General features: G+C 73.0%; 22 protein-coding genes. 18 read left to right on the top strand and 4 right to left on the bottom strand.

The window, feature by feature from the left end; genetic code table 11:
• Nucleotides 1-11: 11 nt before the first annotated feature.
• From VK611_18755 to VK611_18735, 5 genes are read left to right on the top strand one after another with little or no spacing between them, the layout of a single operon-like run.
• Nucleotides 12-1,154: an acetyl-CoA C-acyltransferase gene (locus VK611_18755; GenBank protein ID HMG43377.1), complete on the top strand. Its 1,143-nt coding sequence runs from the start codon at nucleotides 12-14 to the stop codon at nucleotides 1,152-1,154.
• Between the two features lie 2 nt (nucleotides 1,155-1,156).
• Complete coding sequence (locus VK611_18750) at nucleotides 1,157-1,555, top strand: nuclear transport factor 2 family protein (protein HMG43376.1); 399 nt, start codon at nucleotides 1,157-1,159, stop codon at nucleotides 1,553-1,555.
• On the top strand, nucleotides 1,552-2,403 hold the full coding sequence (locus tag VK611_18745) for an SDR family oxidoreductase (GenBank protein HMG43375.1): 852 nt from the start codon (nucleotides 1,552-1,554) through the stop codon (nucleotides 2,401-2,403). Before VK611_18750 ends, VK611_18745 begins: the two co-directional genes overlap by 4 nt.
• Nucleotides 2,404-2,423: 20 nt before the next feature.
• Nucleotides 2,424-3,650 (top strand): amidohydrolase family protein, encoded by a 1,227-nt coding sequence (locus VK611_18740; protein HMG43374.1) that lies wholly within the window; start codon nucleotides 2,424-2,426, stop codon nucleotides 3,648-3,650.
• Nucleotides 3,651-3,664: 14 nt separating this feature from the next.
• Nucleotides 3,665-4,609, top strand: a complete 945-nt coding sequence (locus VK611_18735; protein ID HMG43373.1) for an acyl-CoA dehydrogenase family protein — start codon at nucleotides 3,665-3,667, stop codon at nucleotides 4,607-4,609.
• A gap of 19 nt (nucleotides 4,610-4,628) precedes the next feature.
• On the opposite strand, the gene VK611_18730 is transcribed toward VK611_18735, so the two are convergent.
• Both VK611_18730 and VK611_18725 read right to left on the bottom strand, forming a co-directional pair.
• Nucleotides 4,629-5,834: an acyl-CoA dehydrogenase family protein gene (locus tag VK611_18730; GenBank protein HMG43372.1), complete on the bottom strand. Its 1,206-nt coding sequence runs from the start codon at nucleotides 5,832-5,834 to the stop codon at nucleotides 4,629-4,631.
• Nucleotides 5,835-5,837: 3 nt separating this feature from the next.
• Nucleotides 5,838-6,329 (bottom strand): VOC family protein, encoded by a 492-nt coding sequence (locus VK611_18725; protein ID HMG43371.1) that lies wholly within the window; start codon nucleotides 6,327-6,329, stop codon nucleotides 5,838-5,840.
• Nucleotides 6,330-6,536: 207 nt separating this feature from the next.
• Here VK611_18725 and VK611_18720 point away from each other — a divergent pair, with 207 nt between their 5' ends.
• From VK611_18720 to VK611_18680, 9 genes are all read left to right on the top strand, one after another.
• Nucleotides 6,537-7,139, top strand: a complete 603-nt coding sequence (locus VK611_18720; GenBank protein ID HMG43370.1) for a TetR/AcrR family transcriptional regulator — start codon at nucleotides 6,537-6,539, stop codon at nucleotides 7,137-7,139.
• A 64-nt stretch (nucleotides 7,140-7,203) separates the two neighbouring features.
• Nucleotides 7,204-8,757 carry an AMP-binding protein gene (locus tag VK611_18715; GenBank protein ID HMG43369.1) on the top strand — a complete coding sequence of 518 codons (1,554 nt, stop codon included), beginning with the start codon at nucleotides 7,204-7,206 and terminating at the stop codon, nucleotides 8,755-8,757.
• A gap of 18 nt (nucleotides 8,758-8,775) precedes the next feature.
• A complete protein-coding gene (locus VK611_18710) occupies nucleotides 8,776-9,567 on the top strand; it encodes an SDR family oxidoreductase (protein HMG43368.1) in 792 nt (263 codons plus the stop codon).
• Nucleotides 9,564-11,168, top strand: a complete 1,605-nt coding sequence (locus VK611_18705) for an AMP-binding protein (protein ID HMG43367.1) — start codon at nucleotides 9,564-9,566, stop codon at nucleotides 11,166-11,168. The genes VK611_18710 and VK611_18705 overlap by 4 nt, the downstream gene beginning before the upstream one ends.
• Nucleotides 11,169-11,176: 8 nt before the next feature.
• Nucleotides 11,177-12,121: an ABC transporter permease gene (locus VK611_18700; GenBank protein HMG43366.1), complete on the top strand. Its 945-nt coding sequence runs from the start codon at nucleotides 11,177-11,179 to the stop codon at nucleotides 12,119-12,121.
• Nucleotides 12,108-13,226, top strand: coding sequence for an ABC transporter permease (locus VK611_18695; protein HMG43365.1), 1,119 nt, complete (start codon nucleotides 12,108-12,110; stop codon nucleotides 13,224-13,226). Before VK611_18700 ends, VK611_18695 begins: the two co-directional genes overlap by 14 nt.
• On the top strand, nucleotides 13,226-14,275 hold the full coding sequence (locus tag VK611_18690; protein HMG43364.1) for an ABC transporter ATP-binding protein: 1,050 nt from the start codon (nucleotides 13,226-13,228) through the stop codon (nucleotides 14,273-14,275). Before VK611_18695 ends, VK611_18690 begins: the two co-directional genes overlap by 1 nt.
• On the top strand, nucleotides 14,275-15,267 hold the full coding sequence (locus VK611_18685) for an oligopeptide/dipeptide ABC transporter ATP-binding protein (GenBank protein ID HMG43363.1): 993 nt from the start codon (nucleotides 14,275-14,277) through the stop codon (nucleotides 15,265-15,267). The genes VK611_18690 and VK611_18685 overlap by 1 nt, the downstream gene beginning before the upstream one ends.
• A gap of 7 nt (nucleotides 15,268-15,274) precedes the next feature.
• Nucleotides 15,275-16,297, top strand: coding sequence for an aldo/keto reductase (locus tag VK611_18680; protein HMG43362.1), 1,023 nt, complete (start codon nucleotides 15,275-15,277; stop codon nucleotides 16,295-16,297).
• Here VK611_18680 and VK611_18675 read toward each other — a convergent pair.
• Together VK611_18675 and VK611_18670 are read right to left on the bottom strand one after the other, a co-directional pair.
• Complete coding sequence (locus tag VK611_18675; GenBank protein ID HMG43361.1) at nucleotides 16,252-16,824, bottom strand: nuclear transport factor 2 family protein; 573 nt, start codon at nucleotides 16,822-16,824, stop codon at nucleotides 16,252-16,254. The two genes, VK611_18680 and VK611_18675, sit on opposite strands and share 46 nt — an antisense overlap.
• 5 nt (nucleotides 16,825-16,829) lie before the next feature.
• Nucleotides 16,830-17,765 carry an LLM class F420-dependent oxidoreductase gene (locus VK611_18670; GenBank protein HMG43360.1) on the bottom strand — a complete coding sequence of 312 codons (936 nt, stop codon included), beginning with the start codon at nucleotides 17,763-17,765 and terminating at the stop codon, nucleotides 16,830-16,832.
• Between the two features lie 69 nt (nucleotides 17,766-17,834).
• On the opposite strand from VK611_18670, the gene VK611_18665 reads away from it, so the two are divergent.
• From VK611_18665 to VK611_18650, 4 genes are all read left to right on the top strand, one after another.
• Nucleotides 17,835-18,359 carry a VOC family protein gene (locus VK611_18665; protein ID HMG43359.1) on the top strand — a complete coding sequence of 175 codons (525 nt, stop codon included), beginning with the start codon at nucleotides 17,835-17,837 and terminating at the stop codon, nucleotides 18,357-18,359.
• Complete coding sequence (locus VK611_18660) at nucleotides 18,356-19,222, top strand: enoyl-CoA hydratase-related protein (GenBank protein HMG43358.1); 867 nt, start codon at nucleotides 18,356-18,358, stop codon at nucleotides 19,220-19,222. The genes VK611_18665 and VK611_18660 overlap by 4 nt, the downstream gene beginning before the upstream one ends.
• A 55-nt stretch (nucleotides 19,223-19,277) precedes the next feature.
• Nucleotides 19,278-20,456, top strand: a complete 1,179-nt coding sequence (locus VK611_18655) for a cytochrome P450 (GenBank protein HMG43357.1) — start codon at nucleotides 19,278-19,280, stop codon at nucleotides 20,454-20,456.
• Nucleotides 20,453-20,821: hypothetical protein (locus VK611_18650; protein ID HMG43356.1), on the top strand; the 369-nt coding region annotated here is incomplete at its 3' end. The genes VK611_18655 and VK611_18650, both read left to right, overlap by 4 nt.

Raw genomic sequence — 20,821 nt, 5'->3', positions numbered from 1 at the left:
GGGGGAACCGCATGAGGGCCGAGGAGATCGTGATCGTCGAGGCGGTGCGCACGCCGCTCGGGCGTCGCAACGGTGGGTTGGGCGGCGTGCACCCGGTCGACCTGCTGGCGGGCGTCCAGCGCGAGGTGCTCGACCGGGCGGGCGTCGACCCGGAGGCCGTGGGCCAGGTGGTCGGCGGCTGCGTCACGCAGGTCGGGGCCCAGTGCTACAACATCGCCCGCAACGCCTGGCTGACCGCCGGCCTGCCGCTGTCGGTGGCGGCGACCACGGTCGACGCCCAGTGCGGTTCGTCGCAGCAGGCCGCGAACCTGGCGGTGGGGCTGCTGGCGGGCGGGATCGTGGACGTGGCGCTGGCGTGCGGCGTGGAGTCGATGAGCCAGGTGCCGATCGGGTCGAACGCCAACCCCGACCTCGGTGCCGGGGCGCCCATCCCCGACAGCTACCACCAGGTCTACGAGTACACGAACCAGTTCGAGGGCGCCGAGCGCATCGCCCAGAAGTGGGCGGTCACCCGCGCCGACGCCGACGCCTTCGCCCTCCGGTCGCAGGAGCTGGCGGCCGAGGCGTGGGCCGACGATCGCTTCGCCGGCCAGATCGTGCCGGTCGCCGGGACCGAGCTGGAGGTCGACGAGGGCCCGCGCCCGTCGTCGCGCGACGGCCTGGCCGGGTTGAAGCCCGTGCTCGAGGGTGGTGTGCACACGGCGGGCAGCTCGTCGCAGATCTCCGACGGTGCCGCCGCGGTGCTGCTCATGACCGCCAGCCGAGCCGAGGCGCTGGGCGTCGAGCCGCTGGCCCGGATCGTCGACACCTGCCTGGTGGGCGTCGATCCCGTGCTGATGCTGACCGGCCCGATCGACGCCACCCGGCTGCTGCTCGACCGCAACGGCCTCACGCTCGACGACCTCGACGTGGTGGAGATCAACGAGGCCTTCGCCTCGGTGGTGGTCGCCTGGGCCCGGGAGGTCGGCTCCGACCTGCGGGGCGTCAACCCGAACGGCGGCGCCATCGCCCTCGGCCACCCGCTGGGCGCCACCGGAGCCGTGCTGCTCACCAAGGCGATCCACGAGCTGCGGCGCACCGGGGGGCGACGGGCGCTGGTCACGATGTGCTGCGGCGCCGGCCTCGGCACCGGCACCCTGATCGAGCGGGTCTGACGGTGGCGGCGCCCCTCGACCCCGGCGAGCTGGCCTGGTCGTACTTCGCGCTCCTGGGTGACGGCGACGTCGAGGGCGCGGCGGCCCTGCTCGACGACGACGGGACCTGGTGGACCTGTGGCGGCCGGCAGGAGATCCCGATGCGCCGGCACAAGGAGCTGTTCCCGCAGGTGATGAGCCGGCTGCCGCTGGCCTTCGAGCGGCGGTCGACGCTGGTGGCGGGCGACACCGTGGTGCTGGAGCTGCGCAGCCACGCGGAGCTTCCCGACGGACAGCGCTACGACAACGTCTACGCCTTCGTGGTCGAGACGAGGGACGGCCGCCTCCTCCACGTGCGCGAGTACAACGACACCGCCCACCTGGCGAAGGTCGCACCTGCCATCAAGGCCCTGTACGCATGACCGGGCGCTGGGCGGTGGACGTGCCGCACGACCGGGTGGTGGTCACCGGCGGTGGCTCGGGCATCGGCCGGGCCACGACGCTGGCGCTCGCCGATGCCGGCGTCGAGGTGCACGTGCTCGGTCGCCGCGCCGAGTGGCTCGACGGGACCGCCCGCCTCGCCGCCGAGGCCGGTGCGCCCGGGCGGGTCGTCCCCCACGAGTGCGACGTGCGCGACCCCGAGCGGGTCGACGCCGCGTTCGCCGCCATCGACGCCGGGCCCGGACCGGCGACGGGCCTGGTGCACGCCGCCGCCCAGGTGTCGATGCTGCCGGCCCGCGACATCGAGCCGGCCGAGTTCGCCGCCGTGGTCGAGGCCACGCTGCTGGCGGCCTTCACCGTCACCCGCCGCTGGGCGCTGCCGCTGCTCGACGCCGGCACGGGCGGTGCCGCGGTGCTGGTGACCAGCAGCAACGCGTCGATGGGCGCGCCCGGCCTGGCGCACTCGTCGGCCGGCAAGGCGGGCACGAACGCCCTGGTCAAGACCCTGGGGCGGGAGTGGGGCCCGCACGGGATCACGGTCAACACGGTCGGTCCCGGGCCGTTCCCGGTGGAGAAGTCGGAGGCGATGTGGGCCGACGAGCGCACCCGCACCCGGATGTTCCGGGAGGTGCCGCTGGGCCGCTACGGCAGGCTGGAGGAGATCGTCGGACCGATCGTGCTGCTGCTCAGCCAGGGCGGCGGCTTCACCACCGGCCAGTGCCTGACCGTCGACGGCGGCCTGTCGCTGCAGCACTGGCCGCTGCCGCCCGAGGAGATCGCCAACGGCCAGACGGTGTGGCAGCCCGACGTGGCCGCCCGCCGGACGTGACGAACGAGGAGGACGTGGCCATGACGGACACCGACGTGGGGGAGCGGTCGCCCGGCCGCGAGCGCGTCGACCGCCTCGGCATCGACCTGGTCGACGCCGACAACCACTACTACGAGGCCCCCGACGCCTTCACCCGCCACCTGCCGCAGGAGTTCGCCACGGCTTTCCGCTGGGTGACGCTCGACAACGGCAAGCGGCGCCTGGCGGTGAACGGCCGCCTGCAGCGGGGCATCACCAACCCCACCTTCGACCCGATCGCCAAGCCCGGCGCCCTGCAGGAGATGTTCAAGAACGAGGGCAGCTTCGACTACCGCAAGTCGGGCGACGACCTCGAGCCACTCCGTGCCGAGTACCTCGGCCGCGACGCCCGGCTGCGGGCGATGGACGAGCAGCGGGTCGACAAGGTGTGGCTCTTCCCGACGCTGGCGGTCGCCATCGAGCAGCTGCTGTTCGACGACGCGGCCCTGCACACCGCGGCGCTCGGCGCGCTGAACCGGTGGATGGACGAGGACTGGGGCTTCGACCACCAGGGTCGCATCCACGCCGTGCCCTGCCTCACCCTCCACGACCTCGACTGGGCCGTCCGGGAGCTGGAGTGGGCGCTCGACCGCGGCGCCCGCCTCGTCCACCTGATCTCGGCGCCGGTGCCGGGCGGGCCGCACGGCCGGTCGCCGGCCTCGCCCGAGTTCGACCCGTTCTGGGCCCGGGTGCACGAGGCCGGGGTCACGGTGGCGTTGCACTCGTGCGACGCCGGCTACTACCGCACCCAGTCGGTGGAGTGGGGCGAGATGCCCGACCCGCCGACGCACCTGATCAGCCGCTTCCAGATGGTCACCGGCATGTACCGGCCGGTGCAGGACACGTTGGCGGCCCTGGTGCTCCACGGCCTGTTCGAGCGCTTCGATCGTGTGCGGGTGATCAGCGTGGAGAACGGCGGCTTCTGGGTGGAGTTCCTGCTCAAGAACCTGGCGAAGGTCCGTCACCGGCAGGACTTCGGGCAGACCCACGAGGACCCGGTCGACCTGTTCCTGCGCCACGTCTACGTCGAGCCGTTCGCCGAGGAGGACCCGCGGGACCTCGCCGAGCTGATCGGGATGGACCACGTGGTGTTCGGCTCCGACTGGCCGCACCCCGAGGGCACCACCACCCCGGCGGCGTTCTTCGACGACCTGGCCGACCTGCCCGACGACGACCTCCGCCGGCTGGCCCGCGACAACGCGCTCGCCCTCATGGCCGAGCCGAGCTGAGACGGGGGGACGCGGTGTTCTTCGACCTGACCGACGACCAGCTGGCCCTGCAGGACGCGGTGCGTCAGCTGTGCCGCGAGCGGGCGCCGATGACGGCGCTACGGGCCGCCGAGGCGACCGGTGGCGTGGACGCAGCGCTGTGGGCCGAGCTGGCCGGCATGGGCGTGTTCTCGCTGCGGGTCCCCGAGGCCGACGGGGGCGCGGGGCTGGGCTGGACCGACGCCGCCGTGGTGTTCGAGGAGCTGGGCCGGGCCGCGGTGCCGGGTCCGCTGGTGGCGACCCATCTGGCCGCCGGGCTGGTGGACGGCGTGGTGGGCGCGGTGACGCCCCGACCCGGGCAGCCGCTGCTGGTCGAGCACCTCGACGTGCTCGACGCCCTGGTGGTGGTCGACCCGGCGGGGCTGCGGCGGCTCGACCGGGCCGAGGTCGTGGGCCACGCCGTCGAGCGCCCGCTCGACCCGCTCACGCCCCTGCACCGGGTGGACGACCTGCCCGCCGGGGAGCCGCTCGCCGCCGACCCCGACGAGTGGCGGCGGGGCGGGGCCGTGCTGACGGCGGCCCTGCAGGTCGGCCTGGCCGCCGGCGTGCTGGCCCAGGCCGTGGACTACGCCCGGGAGCGCCAGCAGTTCCAGCGGCCCATCGGCTCGTTCCAGGCGGTGAAGCACCGGTTGGCCGACGGCCACGTGCGGGTGGAGGTGGCCCGTTCGGCGACCCACGCCGCCGCGGTCGGCCTGGCCGAGGGCGGCGACCCGGCCGACCTCGACCGCGCCGTGTCGACGGCGAAGCTGGTGGCCGGCGAGGCCGCCCTGGAGAACGCCAAGGCCGCGGTGCAGGTCAACGGGGCGATGGGCTTCACGTGGGAGCTCGACGTGCACCTGTACCTGAAGCGGGCCTGGGTGCTCGACACCCACTACGGCTCGACGGCCGACCACGCCGTCGCGGTCGCCGCCGGCCTCTGACCCTCGGGGGAGCAGAGGGTCAGAGGACGCGGCCGTTGGCGGGCGCCGGCTCCTTGGGGAGGCCGAGGACCCGCTCGCCGATGATGTTGCGCTGGATCTCCGACGTGCCGCCGCCGAGCCCCAGGCACAGCGCCCGCAGGCGCTCCTCCACGTAGTGGCCGGTGCCGGCGACGTCGAGGTCGTCGAGCGCCAGGCCACGCCGGTCGAGGATGCGCATGCCCACGTCGGTGAGTCGTCCCCACACCTCCGACAGGTGCAGCTTGAGGACGGAGCCGCCGCCGGGGTCGGCGGCGTCGCTGGCCATGGCCCGGGTGACGTTGCGCTTGTTCAGCGCCCACAGGGCGTCGAGCTGGGCGGCGCACCACCCCAGCTCGCTGCGGACGCCGTCGCCGCTGTGGCCACCCGTCAGCTGCCGCTCCAGGTCGCTGAGCGCCCGCACGAAGCCGATGCCCTCCACCAGCTCGTTCACGAAGGCGGTGCCCCGCTCGAACGAGAAGGTGACCATGGCGACGCGCCAGCCGTCGCCCTCGTCGCCCACCCGGTTGGCCACCGGCACCCGCACCTCGTCGAGGAAGACCTCGGAGAACTCGGTGGTGCCGGCCAGCGTGCGGATCGGCCGGACCGTGAGCCCGGGGGCGTCCATGGGCACGACCAGCCAGGTGATGCCCTTGTGCTTGCGGTCGACGTCGAAGTCGGTGCGCACGAGCATCTCGCACAGGTCGGCGACGTGGGCGTGGGTGGTCCAGATCTTCTGCCCGGTGACCACGTACTCGTCGCCGTCGCGCTCGGCCCGGGTGCGCAGCGAGGCGAGGTCGGAGCCGGCGCCGGGCTCGGAGAAGCCCTGGCACCACACCTCGTCGCCCCGAAGGATGGGCGGCAGGTAGCGGGCCCTCTGCTCCGCCGAGGCCTCGGCCACCAGCGTGGGCCCGGCGTGCAGCGTGCCGGGGATGTTCACGCCGGCGCCGGGCGCCCGGGCCCGGGTCAGCTCCTCCAGGAACACCAGCTGCTCCACGGGGGTGAAGCCGCGGCCGCCGCAGTCGACGGGCCAGTTGAGCCCGGCGTAGCCGGCGTCGTGGAGGCGCCGCTGCCAGTCGGTGTCGAAGCGGCGCCGTCCGGGCCAGTCGTCGGTGGCGGGCCGGGCCGGCAGTGCGGGCAGCGTGCGGGCCAACCACGCCCGCACCTCCTGCTGGAGCTGCTCTTCGCTGTCGGTGAGCGTGAGGTCCACGGCTCAGTGCCCGCCCCGGGCAGCGGCGGCCTCGGTGGCCTCCCGCTGCACCCAGTAGTCGTGGCCGGGCGGGATGTGCATCAGCTCGACGCGGGTGCCGTCGGGGTCGGCGACGTACAGGATCTGCTCGGCGGCGGGGTCGCCGGCGCCGAACCGGGTGTCGTGGAGGACGGTGCCGCCCAGCGCCTCCAGCTCCCGGGCCCGCCGGTCGACGTCGTCCACCCGGAACGACAGGTGGGTCAGCCCGAGTTGGTTGCGCCGGTCCGACGGGCGGCCGGTGGGCGACGGGGTCGTGAACCCCAACAGCTCGATGTTCACGTCGCCGAGCCGCACGAACTGGGCGATCAGGTCGACGGGCGGGCCGATCTCGGCGATGGGCCGGGTGAGGTGGAACCGGGGGCCGACAGTGAACCCGAGGCCCTCGCAGTAGAACCGCAGCGAGGCGTCGAGGTCGCTGACGCACAACCCGAGGTGCGAGTGCTCGTAGGGGCTCAAGTCCGCACCACCGTCGCCACGAGTCCCCCTTCGGTTTCCACTTGAGTAAGCTAACAATCGCTTGGTTGCCTATTGAAGGGGACACCCCGATCGGCTGTCAAGCGGATCGGCCCGGCCGTGACGCTGGGTCAGGGAAGCGTTACTACCTAGCGATTGGTAGGGAATGTAGGATCTGCCGGCCGAGGTTCGGCGAGCGAGGGAGAGCGCGTGGCCGTACGAAGAACCGCCGAGATGTCGTCCCGTCGGGCGGAGATCTTGAGCACCGCGGCGGAGCTCTTCGCCCGGAAGGGCTTCGCCGGCACGACGGTCCGCGACATCGCCGACGCCTCCGGGATCCTCTCCGGCAGCCTCTACCACCACTTCGCCGCCAAGGAGGAGATGGTCGAGGAGATCTTCACCGCCTACTTCGACGAGCTCACCGCACGCTGGGACGAGATCCTCGACGGCGGCGGCGACACCCGGTCCAAGTTCGAGTCGATGCTGCGGGCCGCGCTGCGCAACGTCGACAGCCACACGGCGGCGGCCCGCCTGTTCACCCACGAGTGGCTCGACATGCGCCACCTGGGCAACTTCGAGGCCCGCTGGACCCAGATCGAGAAGATGTGGATGGACCTCATCCGCCAGGGCATCGACGAGGGGGCGTTCCGCTCCGACATCGACGCGGCCCTGCTGTTCAGCATCGCCATGGACGTCATCCGCGGCCTGTCCGGCTGGTACCACCAGGGCGGGCGCTGGCCGATCGACCAGGTGGCCGACGCCTACATCGGCGTCCTGATGACCGGGATGGTCTCGTCCGCACGCTCGAAATAGAACCAAGCGAGCGCTTGACTGGTTAGGGCCGCGTCGATAGGTTCCCGAAAGGGAGCCGATGCCGATGATCCGTGCCGACACACTGTGGGCCCTCGTGGAGGGTCGCGCCGCCGCTACGCCCGACGGGCTGATGGTGGTGGACGACGCCGGTCGGCGCCTCGCGTTCGGCGCCTACCGCGACCGGGCCGAGCGGGCTGCCGCCGGGCTGCAGCGGCTCGGCGTCGAGCCGGGGACCGTCGTGTCGTGGCAGCTCCCCAACCGCATCGAGACCTTCGTGCTGGTGGCGGCGTTGGCTCGTCTCGGTGCCGTCCAGAACCCCATCGCCCCGCTGTTCCGGGAGCGGGAGGTCGGCTTCATCACCGGGCAGCTCGGGTCCGACCTGCTGCTGGTGCCCTCGGTGTGGCGCGACTTCGACCACGGGGCCATGGCCCGTTCCATCGCCGCCGGTCAGCCCGGCCTGCGGGTGGAGGTGCTCGACGGCGACCTGCCGGAGGGCGACCCCGCCGACCTGCCGCCTGCGCCGGTACCGGTGTCGGCCGGGCCCGAGGCCGTGCGCTGGGTGCTCTACACGTCGGGCACCACGTCCGACCCCAAGGGCGCCCGCCACACCGACGGCGGCTTCATCCACGTGGCCGAGCACATGGCCCGGCGGATGCACATGGACGAGAGCGACCGCAACGCCATCGTCTTCCCGTTCGCCCACATCGGCGGGATCCTCTACGTGTTCATGGACCTCATGGTCGGCTCGGCGAGCATCCTGCTCGAGCGGTTCGGGCCCGACGCCGTGGCGACGCTGTCCCGGGAGGACGTGACCATCGCCGGGGCCGGGCTGCCGTTCTTCCAGCAGTACCTGCGCAGCCAGCGGGCCACCGACCGGCCGATCTTCCCGCACATCAAGGCCTTCGTCGGCGGGGGCGCCACCCGCCCGCCCGAGCTCCACGGCGAGCTGGTCGAGGCCTTCGGCGTCGGGGTGCTGGCCGGCTACGGGCTCACCGAGGCCGGCAGCTTCACGATGAGCGACCTCGACGACCCCGACGACGTGCGCGCCACCACCGAGGGCCGGCCCTACCCCCGGTCGGAGATCCGGATCCTGGCGCCCGACGGCACCGTCCTGTCCGCCGGCGAGGAGGGCGAGGTCTGCCTGCGGGGCCCGCAGCTCATGCTGGGCTACGTCGACCCCGCGCTCGACACGGCGTTCGACGCCGACGGCTTCTTCCACACCGGTGACCTGGGCCGGCTCGATGCCGAGGGCTACCTGCACATCAGCGGGCGGCTGAAGGACATCGTCATCCGCAACGGCGAGAACATCAGCGCCCGCGAGGTGGAGGACCTGGTCTACCTGCACCCCAGCGTCGACGAGGTGGCGGTCGTCGGGGTGCCCGACCCGCAGACCGGCGAGCGCTGCTGTGCCGCGGTCACCCTCGTCACCGGGGCGACCGGCCTCGACGTGGTGGAGCTGCGGACGTTCCTCACCGCCAAGGGCCTGTCGCTCTACAAGGTGCCGGAGCAGGTGGAGGTGGTCGACGGGCTGCCGAAGAACGTGGGCAACAAGGTGCTGAAGGCCGAGCTGCGCGAGCGCTTCGCGGTGCAGCCGTTCAGCCGCACCCCGGGAAGCTAGAGGTCGGAGGGGAGGGTCATGGGACTCCTGCAGGATCGTGTGGTGCTGGTGTCGGGCGTCGGGCCCGGCTTGGGCCGGGAGACCGCGGCGGCCGTGCTGCGCGAGGGCGGCCGCGTCGTGGCGATCGACATGGTGGGCGACCGGGTGGCGGCGATCGCCGCCGAGCTCGACCCCGACGGTGAGCGCACCCTGACCGCCGAGGTCGACATCACCTCCGCGGAGCGCTGCGCCGCGCTGCCGGCGCTGGTCGACGAGCGCTTCGGTCGGCTCGACGGGGTGGTGAACGTGGCCGCGGTCGACACCGCGGTCGGGGGGCTCATGGACGACGAGGTGCTGGACGACTGGCAGACGGCCGCGGCCGTCAACGTCGAGGGCACGCTGCGCCTCACCCGCACGGTGGTGCCGCTGCTGCAGCGCACCGGCGGCGGCTCGATCGTGACGATCGCCTCCACGGCGTTCGCCCGGCCCCGCCGCACCCGCTGGAACCTCGCCTACGCGATGTCGAAGTCGGCGCTGGTGACCTCCACCTACTACCTGGCCGAGGAGCTGGGGCCCGACAACATCCGCACCAACACGGTGGCGCCGGGCTGGAAGTACGGGCCGGTGGTGGAGGGCTACTTCGACGGCGAGGCCGCCCGGCAGGGCGTCACCCGGGAGGAGCTGATGGCCCCGATCATCGACGAGCTGGCGCTGCCCCACATGACGACCGACGGCGACGTGGCCAACGCCGCGGTGTTCTTCCTGTCGGACCTGGCCCGCTCGGTGTCCGGCCAGACCCTCTTCGTCGACTCCGGCCACGTGTTCCGATGAGGCGGGAGGCGCGACTCGGTCGGGACGCGCCGTTGCTCGACGGGGCGCCGCAGACGTTCTGGGGGCTGGTGGCCTGGCGGGCGGCGACCAGCCCCGACGCCCTGTGCATGGTCGACGAGGTGGGTCGGCGCGTGTCGTTCGGCGAGTACCACGCTCGCAGCGAGGCGGTGGCCGCGGGCCTGCTGGCCGCCGGCGTGGCGCCGGGGGCGACGGTGGCGTGGCAGCTGCCGACCCGGATCGAGTCGCTGGTGGTGTGCGCTGCTTTGAGCCGGCTGGGCGTGGTGCAGGTGCCGGTCGTGCCGATCTACCGGGCCCGGGAGCTGGGCCACGCGCTGGCCGCGACCACGCCGTCGCACCTGCTGGTGCCCACCCGCTGGCGGGGCCGGGAGCACGCGGCCGAGGCCCGGGAGCTGGCCGCCGACCACGGTTGCGCGGTGCTCGTGGTCGACGACGATCTGCCCACCGGCGACCCGGCCGACCTACCCGCGCCGCCGTCCGACCCCGACGCCCACCGCTGGACCTACTTCACGTCGGGCACCACCGGTGGGGTCCCGAAGGGCGCCCGCCACTCGGACGGATCGCTGGTGTGGGCGGCCCACGCCGAGGTCGAGTGCCTGGACCTGTGGCCCGACGACCGCACGACGATCGTGTTCCCGGTGGCGCACATCGGCGGCGCCTTCTTCTTCATGGCCGGCCTGATCGCCGGGCAGGGCCAGATCCTGATCGCCCACTTCGGCGACGACTCGGTCGAGGTGCTGCGCCGGGAGGGGGTCAGCCACGCCGGGGCCGGGCTGACGTTCCAGCGGGCCTACCTGGAGGCGCAACGCCGCGACCCGACCACGCCGCTGTTCCCCCGCATCCGCAGCTTCCCCCACGGCGGCGACGCCAAGCGGCCCCACGTGCACGAGGCGCTGGTCCGCGAGTTCGGGGGCGTGGGCGTGCTGTCGGGCTACGGGATGACCGAGTTCGCCATGGTCGCGTCCGGGGCGGCCGACGACCCGCCGGCCAAGCTGCTCGACCGGCTGGGTCGGCCCTGCACCGGGATCGACGTGCGCATCGTCGGCGCCGACGAGCGAGTGTGCCCGCCGGGCGCGGAGGGCGAGATCCGGGCCAGGGGCCGGTCGATGTGCCTCGGCTACCTCGACCCGGCCCACGACGAGGCCGGCTTCGACGCCGACGGCTACTTCCGCACGGGCGACGTCGGCTTCGTCGACGAGGACGGCTTCCTGGAGCTGACCGGGCGGCTCAAGGACGTGATCATCCGCAAGGGCGAGAACATCAGCGCCGTCGAGGTGGAGGACCTGCTGCACCGGCACCCCGCCGTCGCCGAGGTGGCGGTGGTGGGGGTGCCCGACGCCGAGCGCGGCGAGATGTGCTGCGCGGTGGTGGTGCCGGCGGCCGGCCGTCCGGCGCCGGGGCTGGCGGAGCTGAACGCCTTCCTGGTGGAGCAGGGCCTGATGACCCAGAAGCTGCCGGAGCGCCTGGAGCTCCGCGATGCGCTGCCCCGGGACTTCTTCGCCAAGGTGAACAAGGCGCATCTGCGCCGCGAGCTGCTAAGTTCCACCCAAACAATTGCTTGGTTAGGGGGTGACCAGCGGTGATCGGCGCGGTGGCGAGGCGACTCGGTGAGCTCCTACTGGTGCTCCTGCTCATCAGCTTCCTGACCTTCATGCTGGGCTCGTTGCTGCCCGGCGACCCGGCGGTCGCGATCCTCGGTCCCGACCGGCCGGCGGAGGACTACGTGGAGGTGCGCCAGGAGCTCCACCTCGACGACCCCTTCTTCTCCCGCTACCTCAGCTGGCTGGGCGACGCCGTGCGCGGCGACCTCGGCGAGGGCGTGGTGCCGCCCCACGGGTCGGTCACCGACCGGGTGTCGGCAGCGCTGCCGGTGAGCCTCGAGCTGGCGGTGCTGGCGGTCACCATCTCGCTGGCCCTGTCGATCCCGCTGGCGCTGCTGTCGGCGGCCAAGCCCGGGGGACGGGTCGACCGGTCGATCTCGGCGATGGCCTTCGGGATGATCTCGGTGCCGAGCTTCGTGGCGGGACTGCTGCTGATCCTCGTGTTCGTGAAGCTGTGGCCGGTGCTGCCCCGCAACGGCTGGGTGCGCCCCAGCGACGGCGGGTGGGGCGAGAACCTGCGCTTCGCGCTGCTGCCCGCGCTCACCATGAGCCTCATGGAGGTGGCCATCTACACCCGCCTCCTGCGCAACGACCTGGTGGCCACCCTGCAGGAGGACTTCGTGCTGGCGGCCCGGGCCAAGGGCCTGCCCCGCTGGCGGATCCTGGTGCGCGAGGCGCTGCGGCCGTCGTCGCTGTCGCTGGTCACCGTCGCCGGCGTGAGCCTGGGCCGGATGATCGGCGCCACCGTGATCGCCGAGCAGCTCTTCGGCCTGCCGGGCCTGGGCAGCCTGGTGGTGAAGGCCGCCGTCGACGGCGACCTGGTGCTGGTGCAGGGGGCGGTGCTGGTGGTGGCCGCGATCTACGTGCTGGTCAACGCGGCGATCGACCTGACCTACGGCTGGCTCGACCCGAGGGTGCGCCATGAGCTTGCGTGACCTCGACGCGACCACGTCGCCCGGCGTCGACGCGGCGGTTGACCCCGCGGGCACCGGCGCCGTCGGCCCGGGGGCCTCGCCGGTCGCGGCACCGCTGCCCCGCAGGCGCGGCTTCGTCGTCGGCGGCCTGCTGGTCGTCGCCGGGCTGGTCGCCGGCGGGCTCGGGGCGAGCCCGCCCGGGAGCCTGGCCATGGTCGGGCGGGTGGCGCTGGTCCTCGCCGGCGTCGTGCTCGTCTACCGGGGCGTGGCGCACCTGCTGCGGGCGGGCTTCGGTCCGACCGTCGACCCCGGCCTCGTGCTGGGCATCACCTGGCTGGGCCTCGTGCTGGCCGGGGCCGCGCTGGCGCCGATCCTGCCCCTGGGCGAGGAGAAGGACACGAGCGCGACCCTGCTCAACCCGCCGTTCGGGCGGCCCGACCTGCTGGGCGAGCACCCGCTGGGCACCAACAACTTCGGGCTCGACGAGCTGTCCCGCGTGGTCCACGGGGCCCGGGCGTCGCTGACGGTGGCGCTCGTGGCCGTGGCGGTCGGGATCGTGGTCGGCGGCGCCGTCGGTGTGGTGGCCGGCTACCGCCGGGGCCCGGTCGACCGGACCGTCGGCATCCTCAACAACACCATGCTCGCCTTCCCGCCGCTGGTCCTGCTGCTGGCGCTCAGCTCGGTGCTCGACCCCAGCGTGCGGACCCTGACGATCGGCCTGTCGATCCTGTCGATCCCCATCAACGTGCGCCTGGCCCGGGCCGCCACCCTGCAGCTGGCCCAGCGGGAGTACGTCCAGGCCGCCCGGGCGATGGGGGCGACGCGGCGTCGCATCCTGGTGCGCGAGCTGGTGCCCAACGTGCTGCCGACGCTGGTGGCCTACGGCATGATCGTGGTGGCGGTGATGATCGTGGCCGAGGCGTCGCTCAGCTTCCTCGGCCTGGGCATCAAGCAGCCCGAGCCCTCCTGGGGGAACATGATCGCCGAGGGCCAGCAGGGCATCTTCGAGGCGAACCCCCACATCGTGCTCGTCCCGGGCGTGGTGCTGTTCCTCACCGTGTTCTCGTGCAACCTGGTGGGGGAGAAGCTCCACTCCCGCTGGGACCCCCAGCGCAGGAGGCTCTGATGGCCACGGACGCCACCGCCACCCCGTTGGTCGAGGTCGCCGGCCTGTCCACCACGTTCCGCACCTCCCGGGGCGAGCTGCGGGCGGTCGACGGCGTCGACCTCGTGGTCGGCCACGGCGAGCGGCTCGGGATCGTCGGCGAGTCGGGGTCGGGCAAGACCGTGCTGGTCCGCTCGCTGATGAACCTCTACGACGGCGACGTCAACGCCGTGGTCGACGGCAGCCTGCGCTTCGACGGGCGCGACGTGCACACCCTGTCCCGCCAGGAGCGGCGGCACTTCTGGGGCAAGGAGGTCGCCATGGTCTTCCAGGACCCGATGACCTCGCTCAACCCGGTGAAGCGGGTGGGCGCCCAGATCTCCGACCCGATCCGCTACCACCTCGGGCTCTCCCGCCAGCAGGCCGCGGCCCGGGCCGAGGAGCTGCTCCGGCAGATGCGCATCCCCGACCCGAAGGCCCGCCTGCGCAACTACCCCCACGAGCTGTCGGGCGGCATGCGCCAGCGGGTGGCGCTGGCCGTGGCGCTGTCGTGCGACCCGAAGCTGCTGATCGCCGACGAGCCCACCACCGCGCTCGACGTGACCGTGCAGAAGCAGATCCTCGACCTGATCGACCGGCTGGCCGACGACCGGGGCATGTCGGTGGTGCTGATCACCCACGACCTGGGCGTCGCCGCCGGGCGCACCGACCGGGTGGCGGTCATGTACGCCGGCCAGGTGGTGGAGGCGGCCACGCCGGTGGAGCTGTTCGACCAGCCCCGGCACCCCTACACGGAGGCGCTGCTGCGGTCGTCGCCCCGGCTCGACCAGGCCAGCCACACCCGCCTGGCGGCCATCGCCGGACGCCCACCCGACCTGGTGGCCCTCCCGTCCGGGTGCCGGTTCGCGCCCCGCTGCGCCCACGCCCAGCCGTCGTGCTCGGACTCGCCGCCGGAACTGGCGCCGGCCGCGGTCGACGCCGAGGCCGGGCTGACCCGCCGGGTCGCCTGCTTCTTCCCGGTGGGCACGGGCAGCGAGACCGACGACTCGTCGGTGGAGGTGACGGTCTGATGGCCGGGTCGGGCCGGGCGCACCTGCGTGACGACGTCGACGCCGCGCTCGCGGTCGAGGACCTGGTGGTCGAGCTGCCGGCCCGACGGGGTCGCAAGGTGCACGCCGTGTCGGGGCTGAGCTTCGACGTGCGCGAGGGCGAGACGCTGGGCGTCGTCGGCGAGTCGGGGTGCGGCAAGTCGACCGCGGCCCGGGCGGTGATGCAGCTGGTGGCGCCGACGTCGGGCTCCGTCCGGCTCGACGGCCAGGAGCTGACCGGTCTCGATGACGCCGAGCTGCGCCGGCGCCGCACCCGCATGCAGCTCATCTTCCAGGACCCGATCTCGTCGCTGAACCCGCGCCGGACGGTGCGGGCGCTGGTGGCCGAGGGCCCGGCCATCTGGAAGAAGACGCTGACGACCGAGCAGATCGACGCCCTCATCGAGTCGGTGGGCCTCGACCCCGCGATCGTCGGCGACCGCCGCCCACGCCAGCTGTCGGGCGGGCAGTGCCAGCGGGTGGCCATCGCCCGGGCGCTGGCGCTCGAGCCCCAGGTGCTGATCTGCGACGAGCCGGTCTCGGCGCTCGACGTGTCGGTGCAGGCCCAGATCCTCAACCTGCTCCACGACGCCCGCGACCGCTACGGCCTGGCGACGGTGTTCATCTCCCACGACCTGGCAGTGGTGAAGAACATCAGCGACCGGGTGCTGGTGATGTACCTGGGCAAGGTGTGCGAGGTGGCGCCGGCCGACGTGCTCGACCGCAACCCGGCGCACCCGTACACGTTCCTGCTGCTGGCGGCCATCCCCGACCCGGACCCCCACGCCGAGATCGCCCGGGACGACATCGTCGGCGAGCTGCCGTCGCCGCTCGACCCGCCCAGCGGCTGCCGGTTCCGCACCCGCTGCCCCCGGGCCGACGAGCGTTGCACCGCCGAGGAGCCGCAGCTGCAGGAGGTGGGCGCCGACCACTTCGTCGCCTGCCACCACCCGCTGGCCGACCCGGAGGGCTGACGCCGCCGTGGAGCACGCCTTCCTGGGGGCGACCGGCATCGAGGTGCCGCGGCTGTGCCTGGGCACGATGCTGCTGGGCCGCTGGGGCGAGCTCGACCGGGCCGCGGCCGTCGCCCTGGTGCGCACGGCGATGGACCACGGCGTCACGTTCTTCGACACGGCCGACGTGTACTCGGCCGGTGACAGCGAGGAGATCCTGGGCGAGGCCGTCCGGGGCCGCCGCGACGAGGTGGTGATCGTCGGCAAGTTCTTCGGACCGGTCGACGACAGCCGCCTGCGCCGGGGCGCGTCCCGTCGCTGGATCATGGCGGCGGTGGAGGGCAGCCTGCGCCGGCTCGGCACCGACCACCTCGACGTCTACCTGCAGCACCGACCCGACCCGGCCACCGACCTCGACGAGACCCTCGGCGCCCTCAGCGACCTGGTCCACCAGGGCAAGGTGCGGGCGATCGGGTCGTCGACGTTCCCCGCCGAGATGATCGTGGAGGCCCAGTGGACGGCCGAGCGCCGCGGCCGGGAGCGTCCCCGCTGCGAGGAGCCGCCCTACTCGGTGCTCACCCGGGGCATCGAGCGTGACGTGCTGCCCACCTGCGCCCGCTACGGCATGGGTGTGATCACCTGGGGCCCGCTGGGCGGCGGCTGGCTCACGGGCGCGGTGCGACGCGACGCCCCGATGCCCACCTTCGGCGGCGCGCCCCGCGACCCGGCGAAGTACGACCTGGCGCTGCCCGACAACCAGCGCAAGCTGGCAGCCGTCGAGGCGCTGACCGCGCTGGCCGCCGACAGCGGCCTGACGCTCGGCGAGCTGGCGCTGGCGTTCGTGCTGGAGCACCCGGCGGTCACGGCCGCCATCGTCGGCCCGGCCACGCCGACCCAGCTGGAGGAGGTCGTCGCCGCGGCGGACGTCCGCCTCGACGCCGCCACCCTGGACCGCATCGACGAGATCGTGCCGCCCGGCGTCAACCTCAACCACCGCGACCCCGCCTACGAACCCCCGGCGCTGTCCCCGTCGGCACGGCGGAGGGTGTAGACGGGATCGGTCCGGTCGCGCCGCCCGGCGACGAACCCGTCGGGCACCGGCCACCAGCCCTCGGGCGGGTCGTGGCGCAGCCACTCGGTGACCACCACCCGCTCGGCGATGCGCCACTCGGGCGCAGTCGAACCGTCGACCGGACGCCGCTCGAACCGGTCGACGTAGCGGAACGCGGTCACCAGGTTGCGGTGGGGCTTGCCGCCGTCCTTGCGGTGGTAGGCGATCGCGTAGGCCTCGGAGAAGGCCACGTCGGGCCGGTCGTCGTCCAGCTCCACGAGCACGTTGCCCAGCACGTGCATCGTGAGCGAGTAGCCCGCCAGCAGCCCGAAGGCCCAGGTGACGAACTCGTCGACCGTGCCCTCGAAGTTGCCGTGGCTGTCGGTGGCGCCCTCGTGGTAGCAGCTGCGCACCAGGTCGGCGTCCATCCGGTCGACGCCCCGGCAGTAGCGGGCCAGCACCCGGCGCACGGCCGACTCGACCACCAGGTAGCGCAGCTCGAGGTCGCCCGCCGGCTCAGGGTCCACCCGGGTCAGTCCCCGTTGACCTCGGCCTGCAGGCCGGCCACCTGGTCGAGCGACCAGCGGATGAAGTCCATGTTGGTCATCGGTACCCCGAAGGTGGCGCGGCTGACGCCGGCCTCGGCGTAGGCCTTGACGGTGTCGGCGGTCGGGAGCCGCTTCGTGAACTCCTCCTGCGACTTCTTGCCGCCCATGGCGCCCTCGGGGTTGACCAGGCTGATCTCGATGGTGTCGGGGTCGCGCCCGGCCTCCTTCGCGGTCGTGCGCAGCCGGGCGATGTCGTCGGCCAGGTCGGCGTTCATGAAGCCCCGCACCGGGATCCAGCCGTCGGCCCAGTCGACCACCTCGCGGAAGGTGGCGGGGCTGGGCGCGGCGCCCAGCAGCACCGGGGGATGGGGCGTCTGCAGCGGCTTCGGCTTCGACCAGCTGGGCGTGAAGTTGACGAACTCGCCCTCGAAACCGGCGGTCTCCTGGGTCCACAGCCCCTTCATGGCGGCGATCTTCTCCCGCATGACCTGGCGCCGGTCCTTGATGTCGAAGCCGTTGTTGCGCATCTCCAGGCCGTTCCAGCCGTAGCCGATGCCGAACTGGAAGCGGCCGCCGGAGATCATGTCGAGGGTCGCGATGGCCTTGGCCAGGATGATCGGGTTGTACTCGGCGGGCAGGGCGATGCAGGTGCCCACGTTGATCCGCTGGGTGACGGCGGCGGCCGCGGTGAGGGCGATGTAGGGGTCGACCATCCGCTTGTAGAAGTCGGGGACGTAGCCCTCCTTCACCGTCTTGCCGGTGGGGTACTTGTCCTGGGCGTAGTGGAAGACGGTGTCGACCGGCAGGTGGGTGTGCTCGCCGATCCACATCGACTCGAAGCCGCGGCTCTCCAGCTCCGGGGCCACGTCGATCACCGACGGTGTCTCGTCGGTGAACATGAGGGTGATGCCGAACTTCAACGGAGGTCCCCTTCCGGTCGTCAAGAAACCAAACTAGCGCTCGGTCTAGTTCCGGGCCAGAATCAGTACATGTCCACCGGACAGACCACGGACGCACGGTTCCCCGACCTGGGTCACCTCGGGGCCGTGCCGTACCACCTGTCGTTCGCCACCCGGGATCTGGAGGAGGCCATGGACGCCTTCGGGGCGCTCATGGGCCTGCGCTGGAGCCCGGTGATGGACGACATGGCGCCGGGCCTCGGCCCCTGTGACACGACGGGCTGGGCCTGCCGGAGGGTGGTGTCGGCCGGTGGGCCGCTCCACGTCGAGCTGTCGGAGGGATCGCTCGGCAGCACCTGGCACACCGACGCGCGGTCCGAGCTGCACCACCTCGCCTACTGGTGCGACGACCTGGAGGGCGCCATCGACGCCCTGGTCGCCGACGGCTGGAGCATGGACCTGACCCTGCTCGACGACGCCGGACGCCCCACCGAGTTCGCCTACGTCACCCGCGACGGCTGGCCCCGCCTCGAGCTGGTCGACGCCAAGCGGACGAGCGCCTTCCTCGAGCGCCACGAGCACGCGGGCGCCGCCCGGCCCCGGCCGCAGCCGTGACCTACGAGCAGATCGCCTACGAGGTGGACGGCGGCATCGCCACCGTGACCCTCGACCGGCCCGACCGGATGAACGCCTTCACGGTCACCATGGCCGCCGAGCTGCTCGACGTGTTCGACCGCATCGACGCCGACGACGAGGTCCGGGTGGTGGTCGTCACCGGTCGTGGCCGGGCCTTCTGCGCCGGCGCCGACCTGGCGGACGGTGCCGAGGCCCTCGACATGTCGAAGTCGCCCGCCGGGGTGGACAGGGAGCGCGACCTCGGCGGCATCGTGGCGCTGCGCATCTTCGCGTGCCTGAAGCCGGTGATCGGCGCCCTCAACGGGTCGGCCGCCGGGGTGGGCATCACGCTGACGCTGCCCATGGACGTGCGGGTGCTGGCGGACCACGCCAAGGTGGCCTTCGGGTTCACCGGGCGGGGGATCGTGCCCGACGCCGCCTCGTCGTGGTTCCTGCCCCGCATCGTCGGCCTGCCGACCGCGCTGGAGTGGTGCCTCACGGCGCGCACGCTGACCGCCGACGAGGCGCTGGCCGGCGGGGTGGTGCGCAGCGTGCACCCGGCCGACGAGGTGCTCCCGGTGGCGCAGCGTCTGGCGACCGAGATGGCCGAGCGATCCGCCCCGGTGTCGGCGGCGTTGACCCGGCACATGCTGTGGCGGCTGTCGGCCCAGCCGTCGCCGATCGCGGCGCACCGCCTCGACTCCCGCCTGATCGCCCACACCAGCGAGCGGGCCGACGCCTACGAGGGCATCACCGCGTTCCTGGAGAAGCGGCCGGCGCAGTGGTCGCTGGCGGTGAGCGCCGATCTGCCCGACGACTTCCCCTGGTGGGGTGACGAACCGTTCCGCCCAGATGTTCAGTGACACCGGTCACTAACCGGACTATCGTTTGCTTGGTTTCTCGACAGGGAGCTCCGCGATGACTGAACCCGTGGTCTTCGACCCGTACGAGTCGTTCCTCGAACCGCACCACGACGCCATGGCCGACCTGCGCGCCCGCTGCCCGGTCGCCCACACGCCGTCGGGCTGGTTCGTGGCGCGCCACGACGACGTGCGGACCGTGCTGCAGCACGTCGAGCGGTACACGGGCAGCTTCCTCGATGCCGACGGGTTCCCCGACGACGAGCGGGCGCTCATGAACGTCGACGAGCCCGAGCACGGGCGGCTGCGACGGATGATCAACGGCGCCATCGCCGCCCACCGCACCTCCGACATGGTGCCGTTCGTCGAGGCGCTGGCCGCCGAGCGGATGGACCTGGCGCTCGAGGCCAACCGCCGCGACGGCAAGGTCGAGATGGTCGAGGCCTACGCGGCGCCGATCCCGCCCCGCGTGGTCGCCAGGGCCCTGGGCGTCCCCGTCGACGACTTCGACCAGTTCCAGAGGTGGACCGACGAGCTGGTGGCCCGCCTGTACGACCGGGCGCCGGCGCCCTACTCGCAGCTCCACCCCGAGTTCGCCGCGTACATGCAGTCCCTGATCGAAGAGCGCCGGGGCGACGACGGGCCGCCCCGGCGCGACTTCATCTCCCGCCTGATGGCCGACGGCCTGAGCGACGCCGCTGTGCGCACCCACGCCCAGCACCTGATCATCGCCGGCAACGAGACCACCCGCTCGATGCTCGGCAACTGCCTGCACCGCTTCGCCACCGAGCCCGGCCTGTTCGACGCCGTGCGGGCCGACCCCTCGCTGGTGCCCACGATGATCGAGGAGTCGCTGCGGTACGACACGCCCATCCAGGTGATGGGCCGCACGGTCGGCGACGACGAGGTGCTCGGCGACACCGAGGTGCCGGCGGGCAGCCACGTGGTGGTCGGGCTGGCCTCGGCCAACCGCGACGCCGCCGTGTTCGACGACCCCGACACCTTCCGGCTCGACCGCGAGCGCCCCAAGGACCACCTGGCCTTCGGGTCCGGGCCGCACGTGTGCCCGGGTGCGTCGCTGGCCCGGCTGGAGGGCGTCACCGCGGTCGCCGAGTTCGCGCGGCGGGTGTCGGCCGTCTCGCTGGCCGACGGCTACGAGTTCGACGGCAACCCGCTGTTCTGGTCGCGGGCCCCGCTCACCCTGTGGCTGCGGCTGTCCGAGGTCGAGGGCTCGTGACCCCGATCCCGTCCCACGCCGACCTGCCGGTGGCGGCCGATCGGCCCGCCGGCTCGTCGTGGGGCGTCTGGGGGCCGGACGACGACCTCGGCACCCTCAACCTGCTGTCCGACGAGCGCACCCTGCGGGCGCTGCGCCACGTCCGCTCCGGTCGGGTGTTCAACCTGGGGCTGCCGCTGCACGAGCCCCGCCGCAACGCCGCCAGCCGGCGCAGCAACCCCGTCCACCAGATCCTCTACGTGGGCCACGAGAAGCACGACTTCCAGCCGGGCCTGGGCGACGACCTGTCGACCGGGTCAGTGGGCCGGGACGACTACCTCGAGACGCTGTGGCTCCAGGGCAGCACCCAGTGGGACGGGCTGGCC

The organism is Acidimicrobiales bacterium (assembly GCA_035316325.1).
Lineage (GTDB): Bacteria > Actinomycetota > Acidimicrobiia > Acidimicrobiales > VFJN01 > DASXTK01.
The sequence above is the reverse complement of the archived record's forward strand: the minus strand, read 5'-3'. Positions and strand labels throughout refer to the sequence as shown.

What these genes read in the sequence shown, in the direction of transcription:
- VK611_18755 (HMG43377.1), top strand. Translation starts at nt 12, where the DNA reads ATGAGGGCCGAGGAGATCGTGATCGTCGAGGCGGTGCGCACGCCGCTC.
- VK611_18745 (HMG43375.1), top strand. Translation starts at nt 1,552, where the DNA reads ATGACCGGGCGCTGGGCGGTGGACGTGCCGCACGACCGGGTGGTGGTC.
- VK611_18740 (HMG43374.1), top strand. Translation starts at nt 2,424, where the DNA reads ATGACGGACACCGACGTGGGGGAGCGGTCGCCCGGCCGCGAGCGCGTC.
- VK611_18715 (HMG43369.1), top strand. Translation starts at nt 7,204, where the DNA reads ATGATCCGTGCCGACACACTGTGGGCCCTCGTGGAGGGTCGCGCCGCC.
- VK611_18710 (HMG43368.1), top strand. Translation starts at nt 8,776, where the DNA reads ATGGGACTCCTGCAGGATCGTGTGGTGCTGGTGTCGGGCGTCGGGCCC.
- VK611_18705 (HMG43367.1), top strand. Translation starts at nt 9,564, where the DNA reads ATGAGGCGGGAGGCGCGACTCGGTCGGGACGCGCCGTTGCTCGACGGG.
- VK611_18695 (HMG43365.1), top strand. Translation starts at nt 12,108, where the DNA reads ATGAGCTTGCGTGACCTCGACGCGACCACGTCGCCCGGCGTCGACGCG.
- VK611_18690 (HMG43364.1), top strand. Translation starts at nt 13,226, where the DNA reads ATGGCCACGGACGCCACCGCCACCCCGTTGGTCGAGGTCGCCGGCCTG.
- VK611_18685 (HMG43363.1), top strand. Translation starts at nt 14,275, where the DNA reads ATGGCCGGGTCGGGCCGGGCGCACCTGCGTGACGACGTCGACGCCGCG.
- VK611_18665 (HMG43359.1), top strand. Translation starts at nt 17,835, where the DNA reads ATGTCCACCGGACAGACCACGGACGCACGGTTCCCCGACCTGGGTCAC.
- VK611_18655 (HMG43357.1), top strand. Translation starts at nt 19,278, where the DNA reads ATGACTGAACCCGTGGTCTTCGACCCGTACGAGTCGTTCCTCGAACCG.